The organism is Peribacillus sp. TH27 (genome assembly GCF_016650915.1).
In the GTDB taxonomy this organism is placed as follows: domain Bacteria; phylum Bacillota; class Bacilli; order Bacillales; family DSM-1321; genus Peribacillus; species Peribacillus butanolivorans.
In genome coordinates this window covers 1,509,052-1,521,805 of record NZ_JAEKEV010000002.1, presented here as the reverse complement: position 1 = coordinate 1,521,805, position 12,754 = coordinate 1,509,052, and the positions used below count along the sequence as shown (strand labels likewise).

General features: G+C 37.1%; 12 protein-coding genes. 5 read left to right on the top strand and 7 right to left on the bottom strand.

Annotated features, from left to right (window positions below):
• Nucleotides 1-471 precede the first annotated feature (471 nt).
• Nucleotides 472-714, top strand: coding sequence for an aspartyl-phosphate phosphatase Spo0E family protein (locus JFU24_RS08735; RefSeq protein WP_201181650.1), 243 nt, complete (start codon nucleotides 472-474; stop codon nucleotides 712-714).
• Nucleotides 715-1,360: 646 nt separating this feature from the next.
• On the opposite strand, the gene JFU24_RS08730 is transcribed toward JFU24_RS08735, so the two are convergent.
• The 3 genes from JFU24_RS08730 to JFU24_RS08720 form a co-directional block, all read right to left on the bottom strand.
• On the bottom strand, nucleotides 1,361-2,092 hold the full coding sequence (locus JFU24_RS08730; RefSeq protein WP_201181648.1) for a ZIP family metal transporter: 732 nt from the start codon (nucleotides 2,090-2,092) through the stop codon (nucleotides 1,361-1,363).
• A gap of 131 nt (nucleotides 2,093-2,223) precedes the next feature.
• Entirely contained in the window at nucleotides 2,224-3,447 is a 1,224-nt protein-coding gene (locus JFU24_RS08725; RefSeq protein WP_201181646.1) for an MFS transporter, read from the bottom strand.
• A 150-nt stretch (nucleotides 3,448-3,597) separates the two neighbouring features.
• The gene (locus JFU24_RS08720; RefSeq protein WP_201181644.1) at nucleotides 3,598-5,097 is read right to left on the bottom strand and encodes an ATP-binding protein; all 1,500 of its coding nucleotides are present in this window, start codon (nucleotides 5,095-5,097) and stop codon (nucleotides 3,598-3,600) included.
• Between the two features lie 155 nt (nucleotides 5,098-5,252).
• Between JFU24_RS08720 and JFU24_RS08715 the strand changes: the two genes are divergently transcribed.
• The 3 genes from JFU24_RS08715 (at nucleotide 5,253) to JFU24_RS08705 (ending at nucleotide 9,115) form a co-directional block, all read left to right on the top strand.
• Nucleotides 5,253-5,690, top strand: a complete 438-nt coding sequence (locus tag JFU24_RS08715) for a MarR family winged helix-turn-helix transcriptional regulator (protein ID WP_053345129.1) — start codon at nucleotides 5,253-5,255, stop codon at nucleotides 5,688-5,690.
• Between the two features lie 303 nt (nucleotides 5,691-5,993).
• Nucleotides 5,994-7,688, top strand: a complete 1,695-nt coding sequence (locus JFU24_RS08710; RefSeq protein ID WP_201221539.1) for a M3 family oligoendopeptidase — start codon at nucleotides 5,994-5,996, stop codon at nucleotides 7,686-7,688.
• 383 nt (nucleotides 7,689-8,071) lie between these two features.
• On the top strand, nucleotides 8,072-9,115 hold the full coding sequence (locus JFU24_RS08705) for a YkvI family membrane protein (RefSeq protein ID WP_057213407.1): 1,044 nt from the start codon (nucleotides 8,072-8,074) through the stop codon (nucleotides 9,113-9,115).
• 56 nt (nucleotides 9,116-9,171) lie between these two features.
• Here the strand turns inward: JFU24_RS08705 and JFU24_RS08700 are convergent, their stop codons facing one another.
• Entirely contained in the window at nucleotides 9,172-9,798 is a 627-nt protein-coding gene (locus tag JFU24_RS08700; RefSeq protein WP_201221537.1) for a hypothetical protein, read from the bottom strand.
• 205 nt (nucleotides 9,799-10,003) lie between these two features.
• Nucleotides 10,004-10,180 carry a YkvS family protein gene (locus JFU24_RS08695; RefSeq protein ID WP_082527747.1) on the bottom strand — a complete coding sequence of 59 codons (177 nt, stop codon included), beginning with the start codon at nucleotides 10,178-10,180 and terminating at the stop codon, nucleotides 10,004-10,006.
• A gap of 456 nt (nucleotides 10,181-10,636) precedes the next feature.
• On the opposite strand from JFU24_RS08695, the gene JFU24_RS08690 reads away from it, so the two are divergent.
• A complete protein-coding gene (locus tag JFU24_RS08690; RefSeq protein WP_201221535.1) occupies nucleotides 10,637-10,831 on the top strand; it encodes a hypothetical protein in 195 nt (64 codons plus the stop codon).
• Between the two features lie 51 nt (nucleotides 10,832-10,882).
• Here JFU24_RS08690 and JFU24_RS08685 read toward each other — a convergent pair whose 3' ends face one another.
• Both JFU24_RS08685 and JFU24_RS08680 read right to left on the bottom strand, forming a co-directional pair.
• The gene (locus tag JFU24_RS08685) at nucleotides 10,883-11,374 is read right to left on the bottom strand and encodes a sigma-70 family RNA polymerase sigma factor (RefSeq protein ID WP_201221533.1); all 492 of its coding nucleotides are present in this window, start codon (nucleotides 11,372-11,374) and stop codon (nucleotides 10,883-10,885) included.
• Between the two features lie 548 nt (nucleotides 11,375-11,922).
• Complete coding sequence (locus tag JFU24_RS08680) at nucleotides 11,923-12,750, bottom strand: thermonuclease family protein (RefSeq protein ID WP_242485307.1); 828 nt, start codon at nucleotides 12,748-12,750, stop codon at nucleotides 11,923-11,925.
• Nucleotides 12,751-12,754 lie beyond the last annotated feature (4 nt).

Below are 12,754 nucleotides of genomic sequence, written 5' to 3'. Positions count from 1 at the left end.
CGGAGGATTCAAATTTAGAATCTAATTGAGATTTACAGGTTTAATGTAAAATCCAACGGTTATTGCTTGCCATTTTGTTAATGAAATTCTATTTTCCTTGAAGTGAATGAATCTCTTTATGCACTCTATTAACTTATTACTTATTGATAATTTCGTTCTAGTTTGCTAAGGTGGTAAACTGTCGAAGTATTTTAGCAAGTAACAAAACAGTGAAAATTAAATATGAATAATATTGGCTCAAGGTCCAGAGTTAGCAGTATGTAAAAACGATTTAAGACTTAGGATCCTAAATCAAAACAAGTAGATTATGATAAGAAATTCCCGTCATATCATGTCCGCTGAAGGGTCAGGCTTTATCGCAATTTAAGAAGTTTTGTCTTTTTTTGCGAATCTATTTACATATAAGGCATATTTTGTAATACTTCATTATTATAATGTAACTTTAAAAGGGCAGGAGTAGTGAGTGTTGTTATGAATTCTAGGAGTACTACGGAAATTTGTTCTGAAATTCGAATGAAGCGTTGGGAAATGATGGAGTTGGCAAAAATGTATGGGATGAGTCATGAGTATACCCTTCGCCAAAGCGAGCAACTTGATAAACTGATAAATGAGTATTTAATCCTTCAACATCATTCGTCAGTTGAAGTGAGAAATAAACGAGAAGAAATGGTTGTTATTGTACAGAAGCCCTTTAATGATGATTTTACATATTAAATGGATCTGAATGAAATGACTTTGTAAATTAGAAATGGAAAAACATAAAAGGGAGTAAACTCTCATATGGTGTATATATTTTTTTTCAATCCTGTTAGTAATGAACTATGGAAACGTAAGAACAAGGATGGAATATAAATATATATATGCGGAGAGAGAAGCCGGGCTGCTTTGTTTTAAGAGATTGATGAACGTTGTGATGTGCTGTCTGCTTATATGATTTCAAAAGATTTGATACAAAGATCATTAAAAATAAGGGGATAGTTTATATTTATTTTTCTCTTAGTTTGGACAACTTGCAGAGGAGTGAACAGAGGAAGACTCTGAGGACATTCTTTGTGTTGCAGGAAAAGTTCAATTTGGTTAAAAAACTAGAAAAGTTCAATTAGTTGGGAAAATAGAGTGTTAGGTTTATATGTCGGAGTAAGTTAACTCAACAGAGGTACATAGTATTCTTTTATGATTGAGGGGTTCAATAACTAAACCACTTTCTAAATATACAGAAAATTACAGGTGGTTAATTGTATGAAGGCAGCTTCATAGGTGTATCTGGCTTAAATGACAACTTTAAAAATATATCATTAGTCTGAGATGCAAAAACTAAAGGCTGACTCATTTTAAAGGGCCAGCCATGAATGCACGAGAATTATAAAATTTCCAATAATATAACCATAAACAATAGGCCGACAATGAAGGAATAGGTGGATGTGCGCTCATTTCCATCCCCATGGCTTTCAGGGATTAATTCTTTATAGACGATGAAAAGCATAGCACCAGCGGCGAAAGCGAGGCCGTATGGAACTAAAAAACCAATGTAAGAAGTTAAATAAAAACCTATTAGGCCTGTGATTATTTCGATGGTACCGGTTAATGTGGCTATGATGAACGCCGTAAACTTTCCGATTTTTTGATTGATTAAAAACAAGGCGACAAGCAAACCTTCCGGAGCATTTTGCAGACCAATAGCAAAAGCAATTAAATTGCCCGTATCAGCTGCATCTGAGGCGTAACTGACCCCAACAGAAAGACCTTCCGGGATATTATGCAGTGTAATGGCTGTAATGATAAGCAAAGCCTTTTCGTCGAATTGAATGCCACTCTTCGTATGACCGAGATCGATATGTGGAATGTTTTTCTCCATAATTGTTAATGTCATGACCCCGAGAAAAACCCCAATAACAAGCTGAATATACCCCCCAGTGGCTAAAGACTCGGGAATCAGGCTCAGTAACGAAGCAGCCATCATAATACCGGCAGTAAATGCCAGAAGCGTGTCTCTAAAGCGATGTGTGATTGAACCTTGAATGAACAAGATGGGTAACGCACCGGCCCCTGTAGACATAGCAGATAGGATGCTGCCTAATAAAACTCCACTCATAAATTTCTCCTTTGTATGGTACTTATCGTTACTTTTGTGTGTTTTCTGAGTGAAACAATATATTGTATTGAGATGATAAAAATAGGTTCCAGGAAAAACTCATTTGGTAGTACTGTAATTCTTTATGTGTTTTATTCTTCGGCATACCATTTTTTTAGAGTGAGATCAGTTGGTAGCAACAAACTGATGATTCCTAACAAAGGCAAGAATCCTACAAGCTTAATCATGGATGCGATTCCGATGACATCTGCAATTGCCCCCAATGAAACAGATCCTATGGCGCCCATTCCAAATGCTAGGCCGACGGTCAAGCCAGCCATTGTTCCTACTTTGCCTGGAACTAGTTCCTGTGCGTAGATTACGGTAACTGAAAAGCTGCTCATAATAATAAATCCCGCGATCAATAATAGGATAAAGGCGGCTGTAGGCGGGACGAATGGCAACAGAGCGGTTATAGGCGTACTGGCAGCGAAAGAAAACAAAATCACGTTTTTACGGCCGAACCGGTCCGCAAGAGGTCCGCCGAAAAACGTTCCTACAGCCCCAGCAGCTAAAAAGGCGAATAGGAAGATCTGTGCGGATTTTATCGTGAATAAATGCTGCTCGATTAAATAAAAACTGTAAAAGTTCGTCATACAAGAGACATACCAGGAACGGGCAAAAATAATGAATAAAATTAAGACCAGAGCTTTGGCCACTTTATGGGAGCGCTCTTTATTAATTACTTTAGCTGCAACCTTTTTTGGCTTGAAGTGCACCAGCTTTTGAGAATACCATTTGGCAATATACAGTAATAGCATAACGGCTGTAAAGGCAACTAAGGCAAACCAAAGTGCACCTTTTTGACCAAATGGAACAAGTACGATGGCAGTAATGAGAGGGGCGAGAGCTTGCCCGCTATTCCCACCAACCTGATAAATTGATTGTGCCAGGCCTCTCCTAGGACCTCCAGCCATGTATGCAACCCGGGAGCCTTCCGGATGGAAAATGGCTGACCCAAAGCCCATTAGAATGACTGCACCAAGGATTATAGTATAGTTTGGTGCAAGTGCGAGAACGATGACCCCGATTAAAGTGCTGGTCAATCCAATAGGTAATGCAAAGGGAAGTGGCTTTTTATCTGTATAAAAGCCAACAGCAGGTTGGAGAAGCGATGAGACGATATTCAAGCAGAATGCAATCATCCCTAGCTGTGTATACGTTAGAGACATTGATTTTTCAAGAATGGGAAACATGGCCGGTACAACGGCCTGAAGGGAATCATTCATTAAATGACATATTCCTATGATAATCATGATCTTCAGTGTCATATCTTTTTTTTGCGGTTCTGGTTTAAATGCAGTGATACTTGCCATATGTATATTTCCTTCTTTCTAAAATAAGAATCTTACATATTCCAATCATTCGCTCGCAAGTGTGCTCTGTATGTATTACACCCTTGTTTAAATCAATTGTTAGTGTTCGTATTGCCCAACATATGAGAAATAAACTCATAAATGATCGTATTACTCCAAGTTGTCATTTAATATGGGTAAACTAATAATAACTGTTGTACCTTTTAAAGGTTTACTTGTAAGCTCGATCGTTCCATTAAAAAGTTCAATAATTCGCTTGCACACGAAAAGACCTAATCCAGTTCCTTCTTTTTTGGACGTGTAGAATGGCTCGAACACTTTACTGATGTCTTTTTCATTCAGCCCATGCCCAGTATCGATGATTTCTATTTTTGCCTTTTCATTTTCTCTGTAAATTTGTATGGTTAGCTTTTTGCCAAGTTCCATTGCCTCCAGGCCATTTTTGGTAATATTAAGAATGACTTGTTTGAGTTGGTCCTTTGTACAATAAACCATGATTGGTTCCTTTACGATGTTCCATTCCAGCTCAATATTTAAGTAACGTGCTTCGGATTCTATTATTGGTCTTAATTCAGCAATAATACTGCGAATATCGTATAAGGATAAAGTATGTACTATGGGTTTTCCTAAAATTAAAAACTCGCTGACAATGCTATTTATTCGTTCAATTTCTTTCATGATGACAGAATAATAAAACTGGTCTTGTTCTTCAGGGTGTTTTTCAACAAGTAATTGGACTAGTCCCTTAATGCCGGTGAGGGGATTTTTTATTTCATGTGCAGTACTAGCCGCCAGTGTACCGACAAAATCAATTTTTTGCATTTCGTTTAATTGCTTTTGTTTTTTCTTCTCTCTACGAACGATTTGTTCCTCCACAACTATATATATCATGTGAGTAATAAAGAATGTGAAAAAGACAAAAATTAAAAAAACATTCATGTTGATGGTGTTAAGCCGGTCGGGCATTTTAACGGAAAAAGTCCAATCTACTTCAGTCAAAGGAACATTCACCCATGTTGAATTTCCAGTAACTCCTTCGGCATTTATCTCCAGAATGCGAGTTTTATTGCTCGTTTCTAGTTTCACCGATTGATTAGGGATAAGCATTTTTAAACCGTTTTCTATATAATCCAACCTAATATGTGCCAATAAAAAACCTTGAACCTTTTTGTCGTTATCCAAAATAGGGGCGAAAATGGTAAAATAATTAAAACTCGAGTTATTTAGCTCCCTCTTCCCAACAACAACGGCTTTTTGGGTTTCAACTGCCTTGTCTATATCATCCTGTTCAATTAAAAAGTAATGGAGGAAATCCTTATTTGTCCCTGAAATAGAAATGCCATCTTGATTTAGCCAATATACTCCTGCGTACCTCGGATCTGTATCTTTAATCCAGTTCATAAGGAGTTTTGTTTTTTTATCCTCCATATATAGAACAGAACTGCTAAGACTTAGCAGTTCCAGATTTTCTTTCGTTTCACTGATAACTTCGTCTATGTATTCTTGACAAACTGATCCAACCCATTCAGCTTGATCTTGTCGCTCTTTATGGATGGATTGTTCTAAGTACATCCAAAAAATGATAGATAGAATAATTAATGGTAAAATAACAATAAGCAGATATGTGGTAAATTTATGCCTAGTTTTCATGATTGTCACTACTTTAGCTTTTTTTTCTAGTATATCAAACTGTATGATTAAACAATAGTACATACTGATTAGTCAAATTGACAAAGAAGCCGTAATGTCATATAATAACTTTTAATTCAAGATATTTTAATTAAAAATTTTAAGGTTGTGAAGTTATGGAGAATAATAACATCCAACAGTCTTTAAAGCTGTTTATTGTGATGTCGAGAGCTCATCGGTCCATTAATGATGTTGTAAATAAACATATAGCTGAAGAGGGTTTGAATCCAACAGAGTTTGCAGTACTAGAATTGCTTTATCATAAAGGTGATCAACCTCTTCAGCAAATAGGTGGAAAAATCCTGCTCGCGAGCGGTAGTATAACATATGTCGTGGATAAGCTCGAACAAAAGGAATATCTACAGCGGATAGCATGTAAAGAAGACCGCCGTGTAACTTTTGCCAAAATAACGGATAAGGGAAAGGCCTTTATTGAAGGAGTATTTCCTGAGCATGAAAAAAGAATCGATGATATCATGAGTGTTCTCACAAAAGAGGAAAAGGCTACCGTGATAGAATTACTTAAAAAAATTGGTTATTCCGCTCAAAAGTAGCTTATTAAACCAGCACCTTTAATTAATAAATTAGGTGCTGGTTTTTTTTTGGTCGTTTTATCGATTTTCTCGCACAAATAAATCAGTGGGTTTACCTGGTTTGGTTAGCACATACAAGGGGAAACATGGCTAGGGAAATCCGTATTTGTTTCTAGGTATAGGCAGGTTTTTCTTTTTACTGTGGCGAATTTAACTATATCACGATAACCATTAAAAGGAGGATGTATAAGACGGCTTCTATTGATGGTAATTGTGGCATTTAGGCAAATGTCTTAGATAAAATGTATAAAAAGGAGTGGACATATGAAATTTAATGAGTATGAATATAGACGTCCTGAAATGGATGAAATCAAATCGAAGTTCACGAAAGTTTTGGAGAAGTTTAGGGATGCACAAGAAATAGACATACAAGTGAAAGCGATGGAAGAAATAAATGAAATTCGAAATTATGTAGGTACCATGTTAAATTTGGTCTATATTCGACATTCCATTGATACAAATGATGAATTTTATAAAGCTGAGAACGACTATTTAGATGAATTCTCTCCTGAAATGGAGGAGCTGACTTCCATATTTTATACTGAGCTTGTTCGGTCGAAGTTTCGTCGGGAGCTTGAGATGAAATGGGGGAAACAACTATTTGACTTGGCAGAGGCCCAACTCAAAACGTTTTCACCTGAGATTATTCCGCATCTGCAAAAAGAAAATAAACTATCAAGCGAATATTCACAGTTAATCGCCTCTGCAAAAATTGAATTTGAAGGAGAGGAGCGTACACTTGCACAACTTCAGCCTTTTATGGAGTCAGCGGACCGTGAGCTAAGAAAAAATGCAAGTGAAGCATATTACAGCTTCTTTGAAAAACAACAGGCAGAATTGGATCGAATATTTGATGAACTTGTGAAAGTACGGCATGAGATTGCGACTATGCTAGGGTATAAAAATTTCGTCGAGCTCGGATATAATCGAATGACAAGGACTGATTATAATGCGGAGATGGCTGCTGCATTCCGTAAGCAGGTGAAAGAGGATGTGGTACCGCTTGTTACCCGATTGAAGGAACGTCAGCGTGAACGACTTGGATTGGAGAATCTATGCTATTTTGATGAAAATTTTCAATTTAGAACGGGGAATGCGATCCCTAAAGGTGATGCTGAGTGGATCATCGAAAATGGCAAAACGATGTACCGTGAACTTTCAACTGAAACGAATGAGTTTTTTAATTTTATGATAGATAACAATTTGATGGACCTTGTGGCGAAGAAGGGAAAAGAAAGTGGTGGTTACTGTACCTTCATAGAAGATTACAAAGCTCCATTTATCTTTTCAAATTTCAATGGGACCTCCGGAGATATAGATGTTTTAACACATGAGGCGGGTCATGCATTCCAAGTATACCGGAGCCGTAACCACGATATTCCGGAATATTACTGGCCTACATATGAGGCTTGTGAGATCCATTCGATGAGCATGGAATTTCTTACATGGCCATGGATGGAGCTGTTTTTTAAAGAAGATACAGAAAAGTATAAGTTCTCTCATTTAAGTAGCTCACTTGTATTCCTGCCATATGGGGTAGCTGTGGATGAATTTCAGCACTTCGTCTATGAAACTCCCGACGCCTCTCCACTTGAAAGAAGACAGGCGTGGCGTAAAATCGAGAAGGATTATTTGCCTCACCGTGATTATGAAGGAAATGAATTTTTAGAAAATGGAGGATATTGGCAGCGCCAGAGCCATATCTATCAGTCTCCATTTTATTATATCGACTATGCATTGGCTCAAATCTGCGCCTTCCAATTTTGGAAAAGATCAGTAGAGGGGGATGTGGCGGCTTGGGAAGATTATTTGAATCTGTGCCAACTTGGAGGCAGCAAGTCTTTCCTTGGTCTCGTAGAATCGGCGAATCTGAAGTCACCATTTGCTGATGGGACAGTTCAGTCCGTTGTCAAGGTGATCGATGAATGGCTTTCCTCCGTCGATGATCAAACATTATAAAAGGTGATGAGCTGAGTTTTAAGTGGAAATAAGTATCACAATAAATTCCATGATGAGCCACAACTTAATCGTTGTGTTAAAACGCTTGAGGATATTTTTCCTTAAGCGTTTTTTTACGTTCCCTGCCAAGTGAACTAACTTGTATCTATTGTTTTGGTCTATTAGATACTATTCATTTCTCATTTACTCAGTGCTGTGTTAAAGGTTAATGTTCTTAGAAAGTTTAAAAGGGGCTGACTCTAAAATAAGTCTACTTTATATATTGTTTGAAAGAGTTTAATATCAACAAGATTATTTTACAGAGCCTAAATCAATAGGGAATATTACTTGGCTTGTCTTAAATGCCTCCACCTGACATATAAATGTAGAGAGGAGGGGAAAGTATGCTGTCAAGGTGGTCAGGGATTTTTCAGATTGCAGCCGTTTATGTAGGTACAGTCGTTGGAGCTGGTTTTGCAACTGGAAGAGAGATTGTCGAGTTTTTTACCCGTTATGGCATTTATGGCTTTATCGGGATTTTAATAGCAGGTTATATTTTTATTTTTACCGGAACGAAGATCATGCTTATTTCTACAAGGATAAGAGCTACTTCTTATGAAGAGTTCAATCAATTTTTATTCGGTAAGAAGTTAGCAGGAATCATCAATATCTTTTTCCTTATCATGCTGTTAGGTGTGACGGCCGTCATGATTTCGGGTTCAGGGGCAGTTTTCGAGGAACAACTTGGCGTTCCTAAAAGTGTGGGAAGCTGGTCTACCATCATCTTGGCATCATTAGTTCTGATGATGGGGATGCGCGGCGTTTTCACAGTCAATTCTTTTGTTGTTCCAATCATGATCTGTTTTAGTTTGATTCTCTTTTTCTCTACTTTGGGAAATGGTGACTTTTTGTCTTTTCTTACGCAAGTTCCTGATGAAGGGATTTCCTTGAAAATGATTTTCTCTCCATTTGCATATACAGCCTTTAACCTGGCTTTAGCGCAGGCCGTTCTGGTTCCGGTTGCCAATGAAGTCCGCGACGAAAAGATTATTAAGCATGGGGCCATCCTTGGTGGTATCTTTCTCACAATAATCTTACTAACTGGGCATTTTTCACTTATGACACTTCCAGATGTAACTAGCTATGAAATTCCCTCGGCGGTTATTATGAGAACTGCAGCTGGGCAGTTATATTGGATGTTTATTTTGGTGATTTACGGGGAAATCTTCACTTCGGTTATTGGGAATATTTATGGATTACAAAGGCAAATTAGCAGCTATGTTAAAGTACCAAGCATGCTAATCATAGCTATTATTTTTTTAATAGCTTTGATCATCAGTGAATACGGATATGGAAGGCTATTAGGATATATCTATCCGGTATTTGGATACATAAGTCTGCTTTTTTTAATGCTGGTCTGGAAAAGCAAGGCAGGGAAGGAGAAATGAAAAATGGAGGAAAAAGAAGGTATGAGCTTTTCCCTCCGTCTGGAGTCAATGAATTATTATTTTCTCATCAGCGTTTTAGCCATCTCTAGAAAGGCATCTCGGTAATCTTGATTCCTCTTAGTGAACATTGTTAAGCGGACAGGGGATTTTTCACTTTTGAGCAAAATGGATGTAATCACATCATCCCCTTTTACGACTTCAAATCCCGACCCGTTATCAACGTCAAGTGCTGGATCCTCAATTGTTTCTGAAAGACTTTTAAGTTGGGTTTGGACATTTTCTTCGACTTCATCCCAATTAACATCACCCGTTAATAATTCAATTCTCATAAAAATGGAGTCATCTGTAGTCAGGAATACTATATCTTTACCTGGTTCCTCAGCACTTAACTTATATTGCTGCAGAACATAGAGGCTGAATGGTTGATTATCGCTATTTTTTAAGAAAGCTGTTTCTTCTTTAGCCTCCCCATTACTTGTATATTGCAGATTTTGTTCCATTAGTCTTACTTTGTTGTTATGGTCGGAACTGCTATCATTGCCATTAGAAGCACCGCCTTTGTTCTCTTCCTTCACTGAATCTTCCTGTGGCTCAGCCGTCTTCTCATCTGTGGTTGTCCCACAGCCAGTCAGCAGAAATGCAGCCAATGTGGCTCCACCTAAATAAGGTGTCCAATTAGTCATCTTTTTTCCTCAACTTTCTGGAATGTTTTCTAATGTGTGTTAAGTGATTTCATGCCTTCCAAAGGTCTGGTGACGAATCAACTTTTATATATAGACGGTATGAAATGAAAAAAAGTTACAAAAAATAACAGATTTGAACGAATTATTAATTAACTAAAGTGAAAACGGAATGGTTTAAGAAACCATTCCGTTTGATTACGTTAAATTACCCTATGATTTTATAGTTCTTATGATTGACGACCGTTTTCTGTTCAAGTTCTAAATCACGGTAATTTTCCATATACGTGACGTCCACGATTACTGAGTTCTCGTTCACTTTCTCGACGATTCCTTGTAAGCCTTCTCTAAATTCAATGATATTTCCGACTTCCGCTTTCTTCATGGTAATCATCCTTTCCCATTTCATTTTCAATGATCAAAAAGTAACTATGGAGTAATTGGATTATTCGAACATCTTGCCGTTTAGATTTTGACCTGGGGAGTGCAAGTAAGAGAATTAGATATCTCTTCGGTCGGCAGAGCAGTAGGTTGAACTTTTAAAGAAAGTAAAAATTGAATAAAGCAGTAGTAATGATATGGCATATTTTGGTATCTTATGTAAGCGCAGCTATGCCAACCTGTATGTAAATAGATGGTATTTAAAATGCCAATCAATTTACATTATGATATTTTACTATACAGTTTGCACTATTTTGGGTGATTCGTAAAGAATAATGTAGTAAAGTAAGGAACAAAAAAATCTGATTTATATTTGGAGTTAGGCTTATGTTAAAATAGAAACGGAATTTCTCCTGTCTGATTATTATTGAAACGATTAAAAATTAAGGAGGATATTAGAATGGATGCTCAAGAAGCGAAAGATGTACTTGATAAATTGGCAAACCGTGAAATGAATGAATTCAGGATAAAAAAGGAAGACTTTTTAGGTTTTCGTGAAGTGCTTGTGAAAAGAGAAGACTTTAAACATTTTCGAGGAAATGCCCAGCATAACGGTGAAATAATTTATACTTATTTAGAAGAAGCGAGAAGTTAAGGGAATGGATATTAGGGGTGGCTCAGTATGATGAGCCACCCCTTTTCCTATTTACCAAGAAAAATCCGTTTTTTTCCTTAATTTAAGGAGGGCGGATTTGCGCCATGATTTAACGGCTGCAGTGGTTACCTGATACATATCAGCAATTTCGGATGTGGTTTTATTCCCAATAAATGTATGGAGTAGCCACCGTTGCTGGTTTAGTGTCAAGGTTTCCGTATAGATTAAGATATTTTCTAAAACGAAAGCCTCTTCATGCATTGTAAAACGGTCCTTAACTTCAAGGATAGCGGAATCAAAGGGCCTGGTATGTGTTTCATATTTATGATGACGCTTTAGCTCGTTAATGATCCTGCCTTTTATTACGGTATAAGCAAAGTTCGAGAATTTTCCGTTTTCTTCATTGAACTTCTCATATGACTCCCATAAGGCAATCAAACCAATTTGAAAAAAATCATCCTTATTTTTATAGATTGAGAGAGAGCGGATAATGTGATGAATCATCGGGGTGAATTCAACCGTTACAGCTGAGAAATCTTCCATTAGGCAACACCTTTGGAAAAGTGCACTTTACATGTATTCCCGGGTGCTTTTACCTTAAGTAATTCTCCCAGCAATAGCGAAATAGCCTAATGGTAAAATGGATGAAATAAAAGATGAGTTTTATGACTTTAAATAGTAACTTAATCAAGTGAAGGGTGAAATTTAGAAGTATTGTAAGGTGTTTTGTATGTTCGGGATGATCAAATAAAAAACACATCCAAATGCTTGGATGTGTTAAATAAATATACTAATTCATTTTCCGACAGGTTTTCAGATCTGGTTGATGACTTTTCATCTTCATTCAAAGTAAAGCCGTAAACATATGAGGCTATTCTTTTCTTTTACCAGATAATTTTCTCACGCAGTTTAATGTCATCACTATTAATTATAAAAGTAAGTAATAGATAGAGGTCGACTTTCTTGAGTAGTTGAAGAGTAGTCTGGAATTTTACATAGCGGGAACTAATACTAAGAACAGATATGTACCCATTTCACCTTTTGTATTTTATGTGAGATCTAGCAAAAATAATTCAGGGTGATGTATTTTGTTAACGCTGCGATTTACGGAATCCAGCATTTAGAGCGTCTTGTTCGGTACAAAAAAGTTCTTCTGGTTTAGTTATTTCGTAATATTGGCCAGTAGGTATGTGATAGATTTTATCGCCCTTAGAATTTATATTACCTTTAATTTCAGGTTTACTGCAAGATGTGCTTTTAGCGTTTTTTTTCTCTGTTACTACTTCAGTATTCGAATCATCAAATCCTTTTGAGGTTGCATAGTTTTCTATCGACCAGATGCCTATTTCTTCTTTTTTGGCTTGTTTCTGAATACCCTCTAATTCATCAATATATTTTGTGTTCGGGGCATAAACATAGGCGACACGGGCTAGTCCTTTTTCAAGCAGGAGTTTATTCACCATTTTTCCATCTACATAAAAATAGGCTAGCAGCCGTCCATATTTATCTCTCTCACTGATGCCGGTTTCTACTTCGACTTCCGAGCCTGCAGGCATTAACTCTTTGGTGAACTTGCTTGCTTCAGGTCCAAAAGGCTGAACAGGCTTAGAGGGATGTACGGTTTCTGGTGTATCTATTAATAGAAGCCTGACCGTTTCTTCATTTCCACTCGGCAGTTTAATTTTTACTGTATCTCCGTCGATGACCCTGACAATCTTGGCCGTGAACGTCTTGCCTTTTTCTTCATTTGAAGAATTGCTGCTGGATTTTGTGTCTGAATTGGACGTCGAATCCTCTTGTTTAGTTGATTCATTAGTTAGGTTATCTGATACCTCCTGGCAGCCAAATAAAGTGATCATGCAGATGGCAATTAGGAGAAGCACATGCAGATAAGAATGAGATAAGGAATTACGGTTCATTATT